Here is a 20,236-nt window from a genome sequence, read left to right on the forward strand (position 1 = left end):
CCAGCGCCGGCGTGGTTTGCTGTCGCCTTATGGCGTAGGCACGGTAGACCAGGCGCTGTTTGGCGTGATGAACGTCAAGCACCATTTTGTCCGCCTGTGGGGACTGGCCAATAAAGTGGTGGTGCTGGACGAAGTACACGCCTACGACGCGTATACCGGCTCGCTGATTGAGTATTTATTGAAATGGCTGAAGGGCTTGGGCTGTTCGGTGGTGCTGATGAGCGCCACCTTGCCCACTGCCACCCGTCAGGCCTTGCTCAAAGCCTGGGGCGTGCGCTCGGCGCTGCCGGAGTGCGCCTATCCGCGCGTGCTGGTGGCCGATCAGGCTGGCGTGCGGGTGGATACGTTCACCGCCCGCGAGCAAGCTCCCATCCAACTGCTGGGGCTGGAAGAATCGCTGGATAGCCTGGCCGCCCAGGCGTTGGACTGCCTGGCGGATGGCGGCTGCGGCGCGGTGATTGTCAACACCGTGGACCGTGCTCAGGCTTTGTTCCAGCTGCTGCGTGAGCGAGTGCCGGACGACACCGTGTTGCAGCTGTTTCATGCCCGTTATCCAGCAGAACAGCGTCGGGAAAAAGAACAAGCCACCCTGACCACGTTTGGCCCGCCCGACGCCAGTCGCCAGCGTCCGCAGCGCGCCCTGCTGATTGCCACCCAAGTGGCCGAACAAAGTCTGGATCTGGACTTTGACTTCTTGTTGTCTGACCTGGCGCCAGTGGACTTGCTGCTGCAACGCGCAGGCCGCCTGCATCGCCATCGCCGGGCCTGGCGTCCGGTCGCTCACCAGCAACCGCGCTTATGGGTGGCTGGCTTGTGCGCCGACCGTCTGCCCGACCTGAAAACCACCCACTGGGGCCATGTGTATGGCGACTATCTGTGCCTGGTGACCTGGGCCATCTTGCTGCGCGAGCCGGTATGGCGCCTGCCCGCGGATATTGATCGTCTGGTGCAGGCGGTTTATGCCCCCTGGCCTGAACTGGACCATGTGCCAGACGAGGTGCGCACCCGCATTGAAGATGTCTGCCGGGTCGAGCACAAAGCCGAGGCCCAGTTTCAGCAAAATCTTGCCAAACAACTGGCCATCGACCCCCGCGCCGAGCCCGATGCGGCTTATATCGACAAACCACACGGCGGCGACGAAGACGACACGCTGGCGCTGCGCAACCGCACCCGGCTGGGCGACGACAGCGTGACAGTGATTCCGCTGTGGGTGGATGCCGATGGCCTGTGGCGCATTCATCCTGACGACGCCCCTTTTGATCCACAACAGGTGGTCAGCCATGCCCTGGCCCGGCAACTGCTGGCGCGCCAACTCACCCTGTCGCGCAAGGCGCTAACCGTTCATCTGAAAGCCCAGCCGACCTACCCTGCCCTGGCGGAACATCCACTGCTGACCCAAAGCCAGCCCTTGCTGCTGGTGGATGGCGTGTGCCGGGTAGGCAAGCTGGAAGTCAGTCTGGATGCCGAATTGGGGGTGTGTTATCGGCGGGTGGGCGAGTTGTGAAGGGGTGGCTCGGGGGAAAAGGGGAAAAGCGCCAGGCTGGGCCGCTTCGTAGCAATTAATGTGGTTCATCCCCTTGCCGAGCCACCGGCGGCACTCTACACGACCCGTCTGGCGGATGTGGTATATTTTTCGGTACGTGATTTCTACGAAGCAAATAATGCTTTGCTTGTTATTATTTATAAGATATTCTAAGTGAATCATCGTTGTTCAACCTGAATCTGTTTCAACCTCAATCCACGGAGGGATCACATGTGCTGAAAGCCTTCAACCTGCTGGATGAACCCTGGCTGCCGGTGCGTTATGCCGACGGTCGTATAGCCGAGGTGGGCCTGTTGCAACTGTTTGCCGATGCCGGGCAAATTGTTGCGCTGGCCGAAACCTCACCACCTGGCCTGATTGCCCTGTACCGCGTGCTATTGGCCATCACCCATCGCGCACTGGCGCGTGAGCATGGAGAATGGGGCAAAAGCGATTTGGCGCGCTGGCATGCCAAAGGGCTGCCAGTGGAAGCTCTGCATGCGTACCTGGAACACTGGCGCGAGCGTTTTTACCTGTTTCATCCGGACTGGCCATTCATGCAAGTGGCCGCCTTGGCCGAGGCCGAGGAAACCCGCCACAAAAGCAAACCCTGGACGCAGATTTCGCTGGCCAGCAGCAGCGGCAATGCGCCCGTGCTATTTGATCACTCGGTGGACACCCACCCTTCGCAGATTACCGCTACCCAGGCCGTGCGCCACCTGTTGGGTTTTTTGCAATTCACCCCCGGTGGCTTGGTGAAAACCGTGAGGGATTCTGACAAGGCCGGTCCACTGGCCAACACCGCAGCCGCCCTACCGATGGGCGACACCCTGGCGCGCACCCTGTGCCTGGCGCTGCATCCCTGCTCCATTGAGCCCGACACGGATCTTCCTGCCTGGGAACAACCTACTCCGCCAAGCCTGGCTAACTTGCGCGCCGAGCCCACTCTGGCGACGGGCGCCAACGACCGCTACACCCGGCTGAGCCGCGCCGTGCTGCTGTTGCCCGAAGACGATGGCCAGCATATCAGCCAACTGCGTTTTGCTGCCGGCTGTGCGCTGGCCGAAGACGACCATGCCCCTGATCCGATGGCCAACTACCGCATGGGCAGCAATGGGCTGGTGCGGTTGAACTTCAGCGAGGGCCGCGCCATTTGGCGTGATTTGTCGGCCCTGCTGCCCGACCCGAGCGGCAAGCACGCCAAACCTGCCGGCGTGCTGGGTTACGCGCATCGCTTGCTGGGCGCCTTGGGGCAGGCTGACAGCTGGCTGCCAGTGATGGTGCTGGGCTTGACCAGCGATCAGGCCAAGCTGGTGCGCTGGCGGGTAGACAACGTAGCCCTGCCCACCTGCCTGCTGGAGCAGGAAGACGTGGTCGAGCTGCTGCGCGCCGCCTTGCGCGACAGTGAGGCACTGTTTGTTGGCCTGCGCCAGATTGCCACGTCCATGCTGGCTGAATCCATGCCCGACCCCAAACACAAAGACACCCGCGCCCGTGCCCGCGCCATGTTTGACAACGGCGCCTCGGCGGCCACCTATTTTGCCCATCTGGAACGGCGCTTGCCGGCGCTGCTGGCCTGCCTGGCGCAAACGGGTGATCACCATACGCTGTGGCAGGCTGCCCAACTGCACGCCATTGCGCCCGCCTGGCAAGCCGCCTGCCGACAACTGGGCGAGGGCGCGCGCGCCATTCGCGCCTGCGCCCAGCACGAGCCCCGTTACCTGGGGTTGATCAAACCCCTGCTGCCCCCTGTCACCAAAGAGGCCACGCATGTCTGAGCCATCATTTATCACCGATTTCATCGAAAAACTGCAAAAGCTGGATCGTCGCGCACTAGCCATCTTGCGGCGCAGCGCCAGCTTTGCCCCCGGTGCCTATCCCGCAGCCTACCCGTATGTCGAACACCATGTCGGCGCGGACTGGCACCCTCAGGACAGCCGAAGGCAGGCGCTGTATATCACAGCCATGCTGTACGCCCTGCATCCGCGTCAGGCCGATGTCAGCCTGGCCACCGCGCTGGGCCGGCTGATGAAAGCCCGCGACAGCGGCAGCATCGAACTGCGCTTTATTGCTCTGCTGGCTGCCGATGGCGACGAACTGCCGTATTACCTGCGCCAGATCGTCTCGCTGCTGGCAGCAGACGAACACGGCATTGATTACGCCGAGCTGCTGCAAGACTTGATCTGGTGGCTGAAAAGTCATTCTCCCGAATCACGCGACCGCATCCGGCAAAAGTGGGCGCGCGATTTTTACCGTCAGCTTGCCCAAACCCCTGCTGCTTGAACCCCATCCCATCCCTATATTGTGAGACGCTGCCATGAGCCTGTTTATTGAATTTCACCTGATCCAGAACTTTGCCCCCAGCAACCTCAACCGCGACGACACCGGCGCCCCTAAAGACGCCATATTTGGCGGCTACCGCCGCGCCCGCATCAGCAGCCAGTGCCTGAAGCGCGCCGTGCGCCAGACTGCTGAATTTCCTGCCGGCCACCAAGGCGTGCGCACCAAAAAACTGCTGGAACTGCTGAGCGAACAACTGCGCACCCAATTTGGTCGGGAAGCCGAAGACATGTCCGCTCGCATCCAGCTGGCGCTGGCCGCTGCCGGCCTGGCGGTGAAAGAAGACGGCAAAACCGAATATCTGCTGTTTCTCGGACAACAGGAAATCAACGGCTTTGCCCAACTGATTGACCAGCATTGGGACAGCCTGGCCGTGCCGGCCAGCAGCGAAAAGAAAAGTAAAAAAGACGCCAAGGCCAGCGCTCCGGCTGAGGTGGTCAAGCAGGCCAAAACCATCATGAATGGCGGCAAGGCGCTGGATGTGGCGCTGTTTGGCCGCATGCTGGCCGACCTGCCGGAAGTCAACCAGGACGCCGCCTGCCAGATGGCCCACGCCATCAGCACCCACCGCGTTGAGCGCGAATTTGATTATTTCACCGCCGTGGACGACAAAGGCGGCCCAGAAGAAACCGGCGCCGGCATGATTGGCCAAGTGGAATTCAATTCCGCCACGTTCTACCGTTACACCAATATCAACCCGGCCAAGCTGCTGGAGAACCTGCAAGGCGACCGCGACCTGCTGCTGAACGGTTTGCGCGCCTTCACTCTGGCGCTGGCGCGCGCCATTCCTACCGGCAAGCAAAATACCTTTGCCGCGCACAACCCGCCCAGCTTTATTGGCGTGGTCATCCGCCACGCCAGCCCGATCAACCTGGCCAATGCCTTTGAAGCCCCAGTGTATGCCGAGCGTGGCCAAGCGCTGACCAAGCCCTCAGTGGTCAAATTGGCCGAATACGACAACATGCTCTCCGCCGTGTATGGCGACCCCCGCGACTGCTGGGCTTATCTCGATCTGTCGCAAGCCTGGCCGCAAGAGAAGGGCAGCAAGCTGAATAGCCTTACCGAACTGGCCGATTGGGTGGCGCAGCAAATCGCCAATGCACAGGAGGCCTGACATGGCCACCTTGCTGCTGCAACTGGTGGGCCCCATGCAGGCATGGGGCGTCACCAGTCGCTTTGACGAACGCGACAGTGGGCTGGAACCGTCCAAATCTGGGGTGATTGGCCTGCTGTGTGCCGCCCTGGGCCGTGACCGCGCCGAGCCGGTGGATGACTTGGCCGCCCTGCGCATGGGCGTGCGCGTGGACCGTGAAGGCCTGCTGATGCGCGATTACCAAACCGCCACCGGTCTGTTGCTGGCCTCGGGCAAGCCCGACCACAAGCGCACCGCGATCAGCCCACGGTTTTATCTGGCCGACGCCGCTTTTTTAGTCGGGCTGGAAGGCTCGCGCACTCTGCTGGACACCCTGCAAAACGCGCTCAAGCAACCCGTCTGGCCGCTGAGCCTGGGGCGTAAATCCATGCCGCCCGGCAAACCGGTTTGGCTGGCCGATGGCGTGCGTGACACAGACTTGCTCACCACCCTGGAGCAAGCCGACTACCTCACCGAGCCACTCCAGCCACACGACACCCAGCCGCTGCGCCTGATGCTGGAACACCCCACAGAGGGCGCCGTGCGGCTGGATCAACCCGTGGCCCCCTTTGCCCAGCGGCGCTTTGGCCCGCGCTTTGTCCAATCGGCCACCCTGGAGAGGCGTCATGCACCTGACCCAACTCACGCTTGATTCGCGCCACACCGCCATCCGCCGCGATCTGGGCAACGCCTACGACATGCATCGCACCCTGGCCCGCGCCTTTGCCACCCAGCCAGATGCGCCTCCCGAACGCTTTTTGTGGCGGCTGGATGCGCTGGACGCCCTGACCGGCCGCGCCGTGGTGTTGATTCAATCCAATGGCCCTGGCGTGTGGAATCACCTGCCCACCTCCAGCGTGCAAGTGCGCGAGAAGTCTTTCGACCCCGCTTCGCTCGCCCAGCCTGGCCAGCGCTGCCAGTTTCGCCTGCTGGCCAACCCCACTGTCTCCCGGCAGGGCAAGCGTTATGGGGTATGGGAAGAAACCGCCCAGCGCGATTGGCTAGTGCGCCAACTGAGCCAAGCCGGGGCAACGTTGCACGACGTGGAATGCACGCGCAACGAGCGCTGGGTGCTGCGCAAGCCTGGCCAAGCCGAGCCTATTGTGCTGTGCGCCATTGGCTTTGAAGGTGTCCTCACCGTAGACAAGCCCGATGCCCTGCAACATGCCCTGCGCAATGGCATTGGCCGGGGCAAATCCTTTGGCCTGGGCCTGCTGTCGCTGGCGCCGCTGCGAGACTGGTAATGGCTTCCCCCCTCCTCCCCAAACTCAAACCCCTGCCCATCAAAGAACGCCTGTCGGTGCTGTTTGTCGAGCGCTGTCAGCTGGACGTGCTGGATGGGGCGTTTGTGGCGGTGGACGTCACCGGCATCCGCACCCACATCCCGGTGGGCGGCGTGGCCTGTTTGCTGCTGGAGCCCGGCGTGCGCGTCTCGCACGCCGCCTGCAAGCTGGCCGCCGAAGTGGGCACGCTATTGGTGTGGGTGGGCGAGGCCGGGGTGCGGCTGTATTCCGCCGGCCAGCCCGGCGGCGCCCGCGCCGACCGCCTGCTGTATCAAGCCCGGCTGGCGCTGGACGACGAGGCCCGGCTGAACGTGGTGCGCGAGATGTATCGCCGCCGCTTTGGCGAAGAACCCCCGCAGCGGCGCAGCGTGGAGCAACTGCGCGGCATCGAAGGCAGCCGCGTGCGCGCCATGTACAAGCTGCTGGCCGGGCAATACGGCGTGAAATGGGAAGGCCGCAACTACGACTCCAAAGACTGGGACGCCGCCGACCCCATCAACCGCTGCCTGTCCGCCGCCAACCACTGCCTGTATGGCGTGGTGGAAGCCGCCGTGCTGGCCGCCGGCTACGCCCCCGCCATCGGCTTCATCCACAGCGGCAAGCCCCTGTCGTTTGTCTACGACATTGCCGACCTGTACAAATTTGACACCGTCGTCCCCGCCGCCTTTGCCGTGGCCGCCAAATCCAGCGGCGGCAACGACGAACGCACCGTGCGACAAGCCTGCCGCGACATGTTCCGCCGCAGCAAACTGCTGGAACGCATCATCCCCGACATCGAAGACATCCTCGCCGCCGGGGGCCTGGACGTGCCGCAGATCGAAGGCGTGGTGGACGCCGCCATACCGGAAGAAAAGGGGATAGGCGATGCTGGTCATCGTGCTTGAAAACGCCCCGCCCCGGCTGCGCGGGCGCATGGCCATCTGGCTGCTGGAAATCCGCGCCGGGGTGTACGTGGGCACCTACAACCGCAAAGTGCGCGAATACCTGTGGCATCAGGTGGAAGAAGGCCTGGAAGACGGCAACGCGGTGATGGCCTGGCAAGCCAGCACCGAAGCCGGCTTTGACTTTGTCACCCTGGGCAAAAACCGGCGTATGCCGGTAGAATTCGACGGCGCCCGGCTGGTGTCTTTTCACCCGCCAGACGCTGCGGATCAGGGGTAAAGACACGCTCTTTAACAGGCCGAACTCGGCTGCCTTACCCGCCTGAAAATCGACCGGAAAAGTTGGTAGATTTTGACGTGGGTGAAAAAGCCTTTTGGATCAATGGTGTATTTTTAGTCTGTTCCCCGCGCCAGCGGGGATGAACCGGCAGCATCATGATGGACGATCGTGATTTATTGCTGTTCCCCGCGCCAGCGGGGATGAACCGTGTGCGCTCGCTGAGCGGGCGGTAGGCCGTCGCTGTTCCCCGCGCCAGCGGGGATGAACCGGATTCAGTCAAGCTAGAGCGCATCACCAAGGCCTGTTCCCCGCGCCAGCGGGGATGAACCGCCATGCCCAAGATCGTGACCGGCGATAGCGCCCTGTTCCCCGCGCCAGCGGGGATGAACCGGGCAGCGTGTACACGCTTCCACTTTGCCCGCACTGTTCCCCGCGCCAGCGGGGATGAACCGTACAGGCTGACCGGCGATCAGGAAACACACATCTGTTCCCCGCGCCAGCGGGGATGAACCGTTGGTGTCGGAATTCGCCGCAACCATCACCGCCTGTTCCCCGCGCCAGCGGGGATGAACCGCTAGGCAGCGTGCTGTATCCGCATGTGCATTTCCTGTTCCCCGCGCCAGCGGGGATGAACCGCGATAGTGCTGGTGGAACGCGACGTCGCGCACCTGTTCCCCGCGCCAGCGGGGATGAACCGACCGGTTGTTGCCTTTGGCGTTTGGCCATGTGCTGTTCCCCGCGCCAGCGGGGATGAACCGATCGGGGTGGTGATCTTCTCCTGCTCGACGTTCTGTTCCCCGCGCCAGCGGGGATGAACCGCTCGCCATGGTGGCAGGCGCGAACACCTCGGACTGTTCCCCGCGCCAGCGGGGATGAACCGTGCCCCGGCTATCCCGGAAGGGACTGTTGGGGCTGTTCCCCGCGCCAGCGGGGATGAACCGAAATCCCCGACTTCTGGGAGCGCTACACCGCTCTGTTCCCCGCGCCAGCGGGGATGAACCGGCGACTGGGCCAGTTGCATGAAGGCGGACATCCTGTTCCCCGCGCCAGCGGGGATGAACCGCATTCCCGTGTGGCCTTGAAGGATTTTTTTTGCTGTTCCCCGCGCCAGCGGGGATGAACCGCCGCCGCCCAGGTCGCGATGGCGGCGGCAGTTCTGTTCCCCGCGCCAGCGGGGATGAACCGGCCAGATTGCGCGCGATTGTCTGGCGTCCAGCCTGTTCCCCGCGCCAGCGGGGATGAACCGTGTTGCATCCAGATACTCAAAAAGCGGCGCTGCTGTTCCCCGCGCCAGCGGGGATGAACCGGAATGGACATCAACGAAGCCATTGCCCACTGCCTGTTCCCCGCGCCAGCGGGGATGAACCGTCTTGTGCGCCTCCGGCACGCCGCCGGCCAGGCTGTTCCCCGCGCCAGCGGGGATGAACCGATGGGCCCGGACTACCACGAAAACGCCACCTCCTGTTCCCCGCGCCAGCGGGGATGAACCGTTCCAGGCGGAAGAGATTTGCCGCTGGTTTGGCTGTTCCCCGCGCCAGCGGGGATGAACCGGGCTTGTGCCGGTCAAGATGATTGAGGATTCCCTGTTCCCCGCGCCAGCGGGGATGAACCGAACGGCAGCAGCTAATACAAGCTCGCCCGGCCCTGTTCCCCGCGCCAGCGGGGATGAACCGCCTGATGGCGTTTGTGGCATGCACAACATGACCTGTTCCCCGCGCCAGCGGGGATGAACCGCGCTTTCCGCCGCCTACATCGCTGGTTCCAATCTGTTCCCCGCGCCAGCGGGGATGAACCGCCCGGCGCAAACTGGATGAGGTGATTGCCAGCCTGTTCCCCGCGCCAGCGGGGATGAACCGCCCGGCGCAAACTGGATGGGGTGATTGCCAGCCTGTTCCCCGCGCCAGCGGGGATGAACCGTTTCGTCGGGAACTGATCGGCCATTTGGTCCACTGTTCCCCGCGCCAGCGGGGATGAACCGCGCTGGCCATCGGCTCGGCCGAGTATTACACCCTGTTCCCCGCGCCAGCGGGGATGAACCGCCGGACGCCCACGGCAAAGTGCCGAAGGGCTTCTGTTCCCCGCGCCAGCGGGGATGAACCGCATCAATGCGCGCATTCTCGGCGGCCAGGTCACTGTTCCCCGCGCCAGCGGGGATGAACCGCGCCGCTGCGCGCTGGCGGCATAGTCCGGAGCCTGTTCCCCGCGCCAGCGGGGATGAACCGGCTGCCGAGCCACTCAAACCGTCCGCCCGGCACTGTTCCCCGCGCCAGCGGGGATGAACCGCAGCTGGCCAAGGCGGCCCGGGCGGCAGCAGACTGTTCCCCGCGCCAGCGGGGATGAACCGGCTAAGGGTGAAGACCTGATTGCCATGCTGATCTGTTCCCCGCGCCAGCGGGGATGAACCGCCTGTACGCCAATGTCTGGCAAGTGCGCAACGCTGTTCCCCGCGCCAGCGGGGATGAACCGTGACCGTGGCCAATCAGGCTGCCCGGCTGGCGCTGTTCCCCGCGCCAGCGGGGATGAACCGACGAAAACCTACGAGGAGCCAGATTACGAGAGCTGTTCCCCGCGCCAGCGGGGATGAACCGTTTTGGAGCGGTGGAGGTAAAGAAATGACGGACTGTTCCCCGCGCCAGCGGGGATGAACCGCGATGACCGACAAGCCCGGCAGCCTGGTGGCGCTGTTCCCCGCGCCAGCGGGGATGAACCGCGCAACCGTGAACTGCGCTGGATGCCACCTATCTGTTCCCCGCGCCAGCGGGGATGAACCGCAGCTACGCCGCTGGGCGCTGGGCGCAGATGACTGTTCCCCGCGCCAGCGGGGATGAACCGAAATTGCCAGCGCATTTGATGGCGTTGATCTGCTGTTCCCCGCGCCAGCGGGGATGAACCGAATTCTCAAAATCAGCTGCCCAGCGGGCGCTTCTGTTCCCCGCGCCAGCGGGGATGAACCGGGTGCGCCGGTGGTGGTCAGCAACTCGGCCACCTGTTCCCCGCGCCAGCGGGGATGAACCGTTGCGCGATGCACTGCAACGGTTGAATGCGCCCTGTTCCCCGCGCCAGCGGGGATGAACCGTCGCTCAGGGCATCGCCGCCACGGTGTCGGCACTGTTCCCCGCGCCAGCGGGGATGAACCGCCAGCGGCGCGGGCATACTTGTCGCTGCATTGCTGTTCCCCGCGCCAGCGGGGATGAACCGCGCCTCCTTATCCCCGCCCTGCGCCTTGCTCACTGTTCCCCGCGCCAGCGGGGATGAACCGCTCCAGCAGAAGGCGATGGAAACCAGCGCCAACTGTTCCCCGCGCCAGCGGGGATGAACCGTCGCACCCCTCTTTTTTGTCCTTTGCAATCAGCTGTTCCCCGCGCCAGCGGGGATGAACCGCCGCCGCTGCTTTGCGGCAGGCGCAGAAACTGCTGTTCCCCGCGCCAGCGGGGATGAACCGCAAGGAAAACCCATCGCGGGTTATTTCGTAAGCTGTTCCCCGCGCCAGCGGGGATGAACCGAGGCGTTTGACTCGGAAATGCAAAACAACCCGCTGTTCCCCGCGCCAGCGGGGATGAACCGCGCTGGGTTATTGGTCAACGCGATGTTGTAAACTGTTCCCCGCGCCAGCGGGGATGAACCGCTGCTTAAACACGTCGTTGATTGACGGTTCTGCTGTTCCCCGCGCCAGCGGGGATGAACCGGGCTGGCTTTGCTGGCCCTTGTGCTATTTGCGCTGTTCCCCGCGCCAGCGGGGATGAACCGGTTCACTTGTGCCTTGAATGTGACTTTTTTCACTGTTCCCCGCGCCAGCGGGGATGAACCGCATTGGTGTTTGCCTGGATGGGCGCCTTGAATCTGTTCCCCGCGCCAGCGGGGATGAACCGGCGTGGAACACTGGCCACGCTGGTGGCGTAGCCTGTTCCCCGCGCCAGCGGGGATGAACCGGCGAATATGCAATTCGCCTCTGCACCGGCTGCCTGTTCCCCGCGCCAGCGGGGATGAACCGCTCGGACGCCGAGTAAAGCGGCATCCGCGCGACTGTTCCCCGCGCCAGCGGGGATGAACCGCTCTGTCTCACGGCGCGCCCGGTGAGCCGCTGCTGTTCCCCGCGCCAGCGGGGATGAACCGCTCTGTCTCACGCCGCGCGCGGTGTGCCGCTGCCTGTTCCCCGCGCCAGCGGGGATGAACCGCAATGCAGGCGCTGGGCAGCCGCGCCCACCAACTGTTCCCCGCGCCAGCGGGGATGAACCGCCGTGCGGCCGCGCGTGATTTGTCTGGAAAACCTGTTCCCCGCGCCAGCGGGGATGAACCGCCTCTCAGAAGCCGATTATGGCCCACTAATCACTGTTCCCCGCGCCAGCGGGGATGAACCGAGCGTGTTTGCCGTCATCTGTAAATAGGCTTTTCTGTTCCCCGCGCCAGCGGGGATGAACCGCTGTCCATCAAGAAAAATAGCCGTCATATTCTCTGTTCCCCGCGCCAGCGGGGATGAACCGACGGTATTACTCATATGGACAAACACCAACAGCTGTTCCCCGCGCCAGCGGGGATGAACCGCGTTGGTGTGGTTCATCAGTTGCATTCCTTATCTGTTCCCCGCGCCAGCGGGGATGAACCGTCACAATGTCGTAATGGACTAGGCGCATAAAACTGTTCCCCGCGCCAGCGGGGATGAACCGCACACGGATACACCATTTACTATCGTCTACACCTGTTCCCCGCGCCAGCGGGGATGAACCGCTGTGCGCCTACGGCGGCATCCAGATCAAAACCTGTTCCCCGCGCCAGCGGGGATGAACCGCACGCCAGCGGGCCGGGGGATAATGTCCAGTCCTGTTCCCCGCGCCAGCGGGGATGAACCGGCAGCTTAGGCTCAGGAACCACCCGGCGCGCGCTGTTCCCCGCGCCAGCGGGGATGAACCGAGGGCTCCAACTGGGCAATGCTGACTGTCGTACTGTTCCCCGCGCCAGCGGGGATGAACCGGCCGGCAGCGAGGTTGTCCAGGTCTGCGCCGGCTGTTCCCCGCGCCAGCGGGGATGAACCGGCGATTGGCCTGGGCCTGCTCGAGGCCGATCCCTGTTCCCCGCGCCAGCGGGGATGAACCGGCGTCACGCCGGGAAACGCCAAAACCCTGGCCCTGTTCCCCGCGCCAGCGGGGATGAACCAGGGCTGGCAGAGCGGGGAGCCGGAATCAAGTCCTGTTCCCCGCGCCAGCGGGGATGAACCGCTCACCTTGCTTTTGCATTGCTACTCCTTTCTCTGTTCCCCGCGCCAGCGGGGATGAACCGCGCGCCTGCGCCAGGTCGAGGCGCATGCCGCGCTGTTCCCCGCGCCAGCGGGGATGAACCGAAAAGGTGGTTATCGCACGCAATCGACTGCGCCTGTTCCCCGCGCCAGCGGGGATGAACCGCAATTTCGGAAAAGCGGTTTGGCGCCGGCATGCTGTTCCCCGCGCCAGCGGGGATGAACCGGCAGCTCAGCCGGAAAACCCACGGCAAACCGACTGTTCCCCGCGCCAGCGGGGATGAACCGCGTTTTGGCCAAAAGCTGACCATCGGCGCGACCTGTTCCCCGCGCCAGCGGGGATGAACCGCAATGCAATCTCATTGCCGCCGCGCCGATCAACTGTTCCCCGCGCCAGCGGGGATGAACCGCTCCAGCTCATACCCGCGCCGCTGTTCCCGCTCCTGTTCCCCGCGCCAGCGGGGATGAACCGCAGGGCGACGCCTGCAAGGACCAGATGCCGGCCTGTTCCCCGCGCCAGCGGGGATGAACCGAAATCGGTATTCGGCGGCGTTTTCGCTGATCCCTGTTCCCCGCGCCAGCGGGGATGAACCGACAATGAAGACCCGGTGGACCCTGGCCGAGATCTGTTCCCCGCGCCAGCGGGGATGAACCGGCATTTGAGGGCAATGTGCAAGAAGCATTGCAAACTGTTCCCCGCGCCAGCGGGGATGAACCGTGCACTCAGTATAGGGTAGCCTGCGGAAAACCCTGTTCCCCGCGCCAGCGGGGATGAACCGACCGGCTTTTGCCCTTGGCGTTTGGCCATGTACTGTTCCCCGCGCCAGCGGGGATGAACCGCCGCTTTTTCATGCGGACGCGGGCAGGGTGAGCTGTTCCCCGCGCCAGCGGGGATGAACCGCGCCATGACAAGGCACTCTCCGAGGTGATCGACTGTTCCCCGCGCCAGCGGGGATGAACCGTCGTCGTAGAGCGCCAGCATTGCCAGGCCAGGCTGTTCCCCGCGCCAGCGGGGATGAACCGTAATCCTTGACAGCTCACCCGCCCGGAGCAGCCTGTTCCCCGCGCCAGCGGGGATGAACCGAAGACCAAAAACTCCACCGTCTGGCCGCGCTGCTGTTCCCCGCGCCAGCGGGGATGAACCGAACTACATGGGAAATGGTGCCGGGCTTCCACCGCTGTTCCCCGCGCCAGCGGGGATGAACCGAGGGGTGTTTGATTGATGGCGAATACATCATGCTGTTCCCCGCGCCAGCGGGGATGAACCGCAGTTTCTCGCGGCGGCGGCGCTCTTCGTGCCCTGTTCCCCGCGCCAGCGGGGATGAACCGCGATTTGTCCAGCTACGCTTCGATGATTGTTGCTGTTCCCCGCGCCAGCGGGGATGAACCGTTTTCTACGGCGGGCGCGGCGGGGCAAAATCCCTGTTCCCCGCGCCAGCGGGGATGAACCGCCCGAGGCTATTGGCCGCGCGCCGGACGCGCTCTGTTCCCCGCGCCAGCGGGGATGAACCGGCCCGCAAGGAGGCCGTCAAGCTGGAGCGCATCTGTTCCCCGCGCCAGCGGGGATGAACCGCCGGCGCCGGCTGGGGCGGATGTGTGCGCGGCCTGTTCCCCGCGCCAGCGGGGATGAACCGCCGCCCAACTGCTGGCTTCGCACGACGCCCACGTGTTCCCCGCGTCAGCGGGGATGAACCGAGCGCGGGCGTGCAAAACTGTACTGGCGCGTGGTGTTCCCCGCGTCAGCGGGGATGAACCGTCAGTTTTGCCGAATCCGCTGAGGCCATCTCGGTGTTCCCCGCGTCAGCGGGGATGAACCCCCAGCCGATGGGCATCGACTTCGACCTGGCCGGTGTTCCCCGCGTCAGCGGGGATGAACCGTGGAAGGAGGCCGCCCAGAATTTTGATGAGGCGTGTTCCCCGCGTCAGCGGGGATGAACCGCGCTGGAGCATCCGAGTTTTGCCGCTGCTGGAGTGTTCCCCGCGTCAGCGGGGATGAACCGTGGCCGGTGGTATGAGCTACGAGGCCCTTCGCGTGTTCCCCGCGCCAGCGGGGATGAACCGCACAACACCGGGCGCAAAATCGTCAAAACCATCTGTTCCCCGCGTCAGCGGGGATGAACCGGTAGTCAAAGCATAACAACATGATTGTTATCGGTATTAATATCAATTAACCCCGCGTCCGGTGCGCAGCCCACCAGTATTTACCCCCACCCCATCTCGCAGCGGCATAAAAAAAGCGGATTTGTCTCACTTACAAGACAAATCCGCTTCTGTCCCCACATTTCAGTATCCGGCCCATTCAAGGGCTTGGGTTCAGCCTTCCAGGCCGCGCGCCAGATCTGCTTGCACGTCGGCGGGGTGTTCCAGGCCAACGGCCACGCGCACCAGGCCTTCGACGATGCCGGCTTTTTCCCGCACTTCCGGCGCTACGCGACCGTGGGTGGTGGTGGCCGGGTGGGTGATGGTGGTTTTCACGTCGCCCAGGTTGGCGGTGATCGACACCAGTTGGGTGGAGTCAATCAGCTTCCAGGCGGCTTCGCGTCCGCCCTTGACGATAAAGCTCACCACCGCGCCGCCGGCGGTTTGCTGGCGCATGGCCAGTTCGTGCTGCGGGTGGCTGGGCAGGCCGGGGTAGTACACTTTTTCGATGGCCGGGTGGGTTTCCAGCCAGCGGGCCAGTTGCAGGGCGTTGGCGCATTGGCGCTCCATGCGCACAAACAGGGTTTCCAGGCCGGAGAGCAGCACCCAGGCGTTGAAGGCCGACAGGGTGGGGCCGGCGCTGCGCACAAATAAATACAGCTTTTCCAGCAGCTCGTGGCTGCCCACCACGGCGCCGCCCAGCACGCGGCCCTGGCCGTCGATGTATTTGGTGGCCGAGTGCACCACCAGGTCGGCGCCCAGGCTCAGCGGCTTTTGCAGCGCTGGCGAGCAGAAGCAGTTGTCCACCGCCAGCAGCGCGCCGCAAGCGTGGGCAATGTCGGCCACGGCGCGGATGTCGATGATTTCGGTCAGCGGGTTGGACGGGGTTTCCAGGTAAAACAGCTTGGTGTTGGGCTGCACGGCGGCGCGCCAGGCATCCAGGTCGGTGGCGGCAACAAAAGTCACTTCAATGCCAAAGCGCGGCAGGATATTGCCCAGCAGCTGCACGGTGGCGCCAAACAGGCTTTGCGAGGCCACAATATGGTCGCCGGCAGACAAAAACGCCTGCACCAGGCCGTGGATGGCGGCCATGCCGCTGGCGGTGGCCACGGCGCGCTCGCCGCCTTCCAGCGCCGCCAGCCGCGCCTGAAAGGCGCTGACGGTGGGGTTGGTGAAGCGCGAATAGGTATAGCCGGGGATTTCCCCGGAAAACAGCTTGGCGGCTTCGGCCGCCGAGGCGGATTTGAAGCTGGAGGTCAAAAACATCGCCTGGCTGTGTTCTTGGTAGTCCGAGGTTTCTTTGCCGGCGCGGATGGCCAGGGTTTCCGGGTGCAGCGGGGTGGTGCTCATGGTGGGGCCTTGTTCATTCCAGTGTTTGGCGAGCATACCCCGCTGCGGGGCAATTCCAAACATTTTTTGGGAATAAGTTCATGCGCTGGCTGGTTTGCCTGGCTTGCGCCGGACGTACAGTGTCTTGCGCACCTGCGCCACCACTTGACCGTGTTCGTCCACCACGTCCACCGTCAGTTCGGGCAAGTATTTGTCGCCGTGGGCGGTGGCGGCGCGGATGGTGGCCAGGGTGGTGTCGTCCAGGGTAAAGCGGGCGTATACCCGGCCACGGCCGGGCTGGAGGTAGTCGATATGGCCGGCTTTGTCCCACACCACATAATCCGGCCCCAGGCTGCGCATCAATAGCAGCATGTAAAATGGATCGGTCATGGCGTACAGGCTGCCGCCAAAGTGCACGCCCACATAGTTGCGGTTGCTCAGGCCCAGTTTGAGCATCACTTCGGCCTGACGAAAATCGTCGCTGATGTGCAGCACGCGGATGCCGGCGCCCAAAAACGGCGGCCACAGGTTGATCAGGCGCTTGAGGGTGCGGGCGGAGGGGGTAAATGCCATATCAGGAATCGCAAACAAACGTTTGAAACCGGCAGATTGCCGTTCGTGTGCCACGCCGTCAACCCGCTGGCCACGCAGGCGACAGAAAAACCACAGCCAGTTCGTTGTCTCTGCCGCCGGAATGGCGGTCTGACGTTGCCCCGGGAACCTCGGCCATGCTTTGTGGGTCGGTTACGGCTGCAACATGACGATGGCGGTGGATTTGCCCCCCGCATCACAGCTACAATGCCCGGTCGGACTGCCGACCCCGGCCCGATTTTCATAACCCGGCGGCCGCCTTAACCCTTTGTGCCGCCTTTATAAGGTCGAAACAGCAATCATGGATCAAGCCGCGCTCATGCAATTTCTGCCGATGATCGGCATTTTCATTCTGTTCTGGTTCCTGATGGTGCGCCCGCAACAGAAAAAGATGAAAGAACACAAGGCCATGCTCGATGCCCTGCAAAAGGGTGACGAAGTGTTGACCCAGGGTGGCATTGTTGGCCGCATCACCAAGGCTGGCGCCGAATATATTTCTCTGGAAATCGCCAACAACGTCGAGATCGTCGTCCAGCGTGCCGCCGTTGGCACCAAGCTGGAAAAAGGCACGCTGAAGTCGCTGTAATTTCCGTTCACCTCACGGCCGCCGCGCCCGCGCAGCGGCCGCTTCCCTGACGCGCCTCATGAACCGTTATCCGCTCTGGAAATACCTGATCATCGCCGTGGCGCTGATCGTTTCCACCCTGTATACCCTGCCCAATTTCTACGGCGAAAGCCCGGCGGTGCAGGTGTCCACCTCCCGCTCGGCCATCGCCATCGACACCGCGCTGATGGATCGGGTGGAAAAATCCCTGGCCGCCGCCAAGCTGCCGGCCGATGGCATTTATCTGGATGGCAATAGCCTGAAAGTGCGCTTTCACGATCCGGACACCCAGATCAAGGCCCGCGATCTGATCCAGCAAGAGCTGGGCGACAACTATATTATTGCGCTGAACCTGCTGTCCTCGTCGCCGGCCTGGTTCGCCAAGCTTAAAGCCCACCCGATGTTCCTCGGCCTGGATTTGCGCGGTGGCGTGCACTTCCTGCTGGAAGTGGACATGAAAGCCGCGGTGGATAAAACCATCGAGCGCTACAGCGGCGACATCCGTCGTGAGCTGCGCGCCAAGAAAATCCGCTACGGCACGCTCAAGCGCGTGGGCGACAGCCTGGAGCTGGGCATGCGCGACGCTGCCTCGCTGAAGGCCGCTGAAGACGTGCTGGCGCGCATGCTGCCCAACCTCACCCTGAAAACCGACGACACGCTGAACAAGCTGGTGATCAGCATCAAGCCGGAAGAGTTCGTCAAAATCCAGACCGACGCGGTCAAGCAGAACATCACCACCCTGCATAACCGGGTGAACGAGCTGGGCGTGGCCGAGCCGGTGATTCAGCAGCAAGGCGCCAACCGCATTGTGGTGCAGCTGCCGGGCGTGCAGGACACCGCCAAGGCCAAGGATATTCTGGGCCGCACCGCCACGCTGGAAGTGCGCATGGTGGAAGACGACCCGGCCAAGGTGGCCGAGGCGCAATCCGGCCTGGTGCCTTCTGGCTATGAGCTGCTGGACGAAGCCACCGGCCGTGGCGGCGTGCAGAAGATTTTGGTCAAGAAAGACGTCGAGCTGACTGGCGACAATATCAACGACGCCCAGCCCGGCTTTGACGAAAACGGCACCGCCGCCGTGCACATCAATCTGGACAGCGCCGGCGCCAGCATCTTCCGTCAGGTGACTGCCGACAATATCGGTCGCCGCATGGCGATGATTCTGGTGGAAAAAGGCAAGGCCGAAGTGGTCACCGCGCCGGTCATCCGCAGTGAAATCGGCGGCGGCCGCGTGCAGATCTCCGGCTCGATGAACCCGGCCGAAGCCAACGACGTGGCGCTGCTGCTGCGCGCCGGCTCACTGGCTGCGCCGATGAACATCATCGAAGAACGCACCGTCGGCCCGAGCCTGGGCAAGGACAATATCGAAAAGGGCTTTAACTCCACCCTGTACGGTTTTGTCGCCATCGCCATCTTCATGCTGATCTACTACCGCGTGTTCGGGATGATCTCGGCCGTGTCGCTGGCGGTGAACGTGCTGATGCTGGTGGCGCTGTTGTCCATGCTGCAAGCCACCCTCACCCTGCCCGGCATCGCCGCCATTGCCCTGACGCTGGGCATGGCGATTGACGCCAACGTGCTGATCAACGAGCGGGTGCGCGAAGAAGTGCGCAACGGCGTCACCCCGCAGGCGGCGATCAAGGCCGGCTACGACCACGCCTGGGCAACCATTCTGGATTCCAACATCACCACGCTGATTGCCGGCCTGGCCCTGCTGATTTTTGGCTCGGGCCCGGTGCGCGGCTTTGCCGTGGTGCACTGCCTGGGCATTCTCACCTCGATGTTCTCGGCGGTGATGGTGTCGCGCGGTTTGGTCAATCTGGTGTACGGCAGCCGCCGCCGCGTGGCCAAACTGTCGGTTTAACAAGGGAACAGCACGAATGGAATTGCTGCATTTCAAAAAAGACATCCCGTTCATGAGCTATGGCAAGCTCACCACGGCGATTTCCCTGCTGACCTTTTTGCTGTCGGTGTTCTTCCTGTTCAGCAAGGGCCTGCATTTCAGCGTGGAATTCACCGGCGGCACGGTGATGGAAGTCCAATACACTCAGCCGGTGGAGCTCAACAGCGTGCGCAGCAAGCTGGACGGCCTCAAGCTGGGCGAAGCCACCGTGCAAAGCCTGGGCACCAGCCGCGATGTGCTGATTCGCCTGCCCAATCTGAAAGACCGCACCAGCGCCCAGCTGTCCAATCAGGTGCTGGCCGCGCTGCAAGCCGACAACACCCAGGTCGAGCTGCGCAAGGTGGAGTTTGTCGGCCCGCAGGTGGGCGAAGAGCTGGTGACCAGCGGTCTGACCGCGCTGGTGCTGGTGTGCGCCGGCATCATGCTGTATCTGGCCATCCGCTTTGAATGGCGCTTTGCCGTCGCCGCCATTCTGGCCAATATGCACGATGTGGTGATTATTCTGGGCTGCTTTGCCCTGTTTCAGTGGGAATTCTCGCTGACCGTGCTGGCTGCGGTGCTGGCGGTGCTGGGCTATTCGGTGAACGAATCGGTGGTGGTGTTTGACCGGATTCGCGAGAATTTCCGCAAATCCGGCATGCGCGGCAAGACCACGGCGCAGGTGATCGACAACGCCATCACCGCCACCATGAGCCGCACCATCATCACCCACGGTTCGACCGAAGCCATGGTGTTGGCCATGCTGGTGTTTGGCGGCCCGGCGCTGCATGGTTTTGCCACTGCGCTGACCATCGGCATTGTGTTTGGCATTTATTCGTCGGTGCTGGTGGCCAGCCCGATTGCCCTGGCGCTGGGGGTGAAGCGCGAGCATATGATCAAGCCGGTGAAGCCGAAGGAAGAAGCGGTGGTGTGAGAGGGCGTTGGGGCGCATGAGGGCCGCGCTACGCGCGGGTGTGCTGGGGGTGAATTTTGGGCGGGGGTTCCCCCCGCACCCGACCCCTTTTC

General features: G+C 63.6%; 13 protein-coding genes and 1 CRISPR repeat array. Of the genes, 11 read left to right on the forward strand and 2 right to left on the reverse strand.

Features of this window, described 5'->3' with window-relative positions:
• Window positions 1-16 precede the first annotated feature (16 nt).
• The 8 genes from cas3 to cas2e all read left to right on the forward strand — a co-directional run bounded on the left by cas3 (window position 17) and on the right by cas2e (window position 7,438).
• Window positions 17-1,504 carry a CRISPR-associated helicase Cas3' gene (gene cas3 / locus DFR34_RS17290; RefSeq protein WP_211309246.1) on the forward strand — a complete coding sequence of 496 codons (1,488 nt, stop codon included), beginning with the start codon at window positions 17-19 and terminating at the stop codon, window positions 1,502-1,504.
• Between the two features lie 251 nt (window positions 1,505-1,755).
• Window positions 1,756-3,300, forward strand: coding sequence for a type I-E CRISPR-associated protein Cse1/CasA (gene casA, locus DFR34_RS00520; protein ID WP_110389201.1), 1,545 nt, complete (start codon window positions 1,756-1,758; stop codon window positions 3,298-3,300).
• Window positions 3,293-3,805: a type I-E CRISPR-associated protein Cse2/CasB gene (gene casB / locus DFR34_RS00525; RefSeq protein WP_110389202.1), complete on the forward strand. Its 513-nt coding sequence runs from the start codon at window positions 3,293-3,295 to the stop codon at window positions 3,803-3,805. The genes casA and casB overlap by 8 nt, the downstream gene beginning before the upstream one ends.
• Before the next feature lie 34 nt (window positions 3,806-3,839).
• Window positions 3,840-4,976: a type I-E CRISPR-associated protein Cas7/Cse4/CasC gene (gene cas7e, locus DFR34_RS00530; RefSeq protein ID WP_110389203.1), complete on the forward strand. Its 1,137-nt coding sequence runs from the start codon at window positions 3,840-3,842 to the stop codon at window positions 4,974-4,976.
• A gap of 1 nt (window position 4,977) precedes the next feature.
• Window positions 4,978-5,646, forward strand: a complete 669-nt coding sequence (cas5e, locus tag DFR34_RS00535; RefSeq protein WP_110389204.1) for a type I-E CRISPR-associated protein Cas5/CasD — start codon at window positions 4,978-4,980, stop codon at window positions 5,644-5,646.
• Window positions 5,621-6,238, forward strand: a complete 618-nt coding sequence (cas6e, locus tag DFR34_RS00540; protein WP_110389205.1) for a type I-E CRISPR-associated protein Cas6/Cse3/CasE — start codon at window positions 5,621-5,623, stop codon at window positions 6,236-6,238. The genes cas5e and cas6e overlap by 26 nt, the downstream gene beginning before the upstream one ends.
• A complete protein-coding gene (cas1e, locus tag DFR34_RS00545) occupies window positions 6,238-7,161 on the forward strand; it encodes a type I-E CRISPR-associated endonuclease Cas1e (protein ID WP_110389206.1) in 924 nt (307 codons plus the stop codon). The genes cas6e and cas1e overlap by 1 nt, the downstream gene beginning before the upstream one ends.
• Window positions 7,142-7,438: a type I-E CRISPR-associated endoribonuclease Cas2e gene (gene cas2e / locus DFR34_RS00550; RefSeq protein WP_110389207.1), complete on the forward strand. Its 297-nt coding sequence runs from the start codon at window positions 7,142-7,144 to the stop codon at window positions 7,436-7,438. The genes cas1e and cas2e overlap by 20 nt, the downstream gene beginning before the upstream one ends.
• A 118-nt stretch (window positions 7,439-7,556) precedes the next feature.
• Window positions 7,557-14,790: a CRISPR direct-repeat array (repeat unit 29 nt; unit sequence CTGTTCCCCGCGCCAGCGGGGATGAACCG).
• A gap of 191 nt (window positions 14,791-14,981) precedes the next feature.
• Here cas2e and DFR34_RS00555 read toward each other — a convergent pair.
• A complete protein-coding gene (locus DFR34_RS00555) occupies window positions 14,982-16,157 on the reverse strand; it encodes an O-succinylhomoserine sulfhydrylase (protein ID WP_110389455.1) in 1,176 nt (391 codons plus the stop codon).
• A 78-nt stretch (window positions 16,158-16,235) separates the two neighbouring features.
• On the reverse strand, window positions 16,236-16,709 hold the full coding sequence (locus tag DFR34_RS00560) for a DUF4442 domain-containing protein (protein ID WP_110389456.1): 474 nt from the start codon (window positions 16,707-16,709) through the stop codon (window positions 16,236-16,238).
• 337 nt (window positions 16,710-17,046) lie between these two features.
• Between DFR34_RS00560 and yajC the strand changes: the two genes are divergently transcribed.
• Genes yajC through secF form a run of 3 tightly spaced genes read left to right on the forward strand, consistent with a single transcriptional unit; the run spans window position 17,047 to window position 20,144 of the window.
• Window positions 17,047-17,313 carry a preprotein translocase subunit YajC gene (gene yajC, locus DFR34_RS00565; protein ID WP_245906771.1) on the forward strand — a complete coding sequence of 89 codons (267 nt, stop codon included), beginning with the start codon at window positions 17,047-17,049 and terminating at the stop codon, window positions 17,311-17,313.
• A 58-nt stretch (window positions 17,314-17,371) separates the two neighbouring features.
• A complete protein-coding gene (gene secD / locus DFR34_RS00570; RefSeq protein WP_110389209.1) occupies window positions 17,372-19,192 on the forward strand; it encodes a protein translocase subunit SecD in 1,821 nt (606 codons plus the stop codon).
• Between the two features lie 16 nt (window positions 19,193-19,208).
• Window positions 19,209-20,144 carry a protein translocase subunit SecF gene (gene secF / locus DFR34_RS00575; RefSeq protein ID WP_110389210.1) on the forward strand — a complete coding sequence of 312 codons (936 nt, stop codon included), beginning with the start codon at window positions 19,209-19,211 and terminating at the stop codon, window positions 20,142-20,144.
• The last annotated feature ends 92 nt before the right edge of the window (window positions 20,145-20,236 follow it).

This window comes from Rivihabitans pingtungensis, from assembly GCF_003201855.1.
Lineage (GTDB): Bacteria > Pseudomonadota > Gammaproteobacteria > Burkholderiales > Aquaspirillaceae > Rivihabitans > Rivihabitans pingtungensis.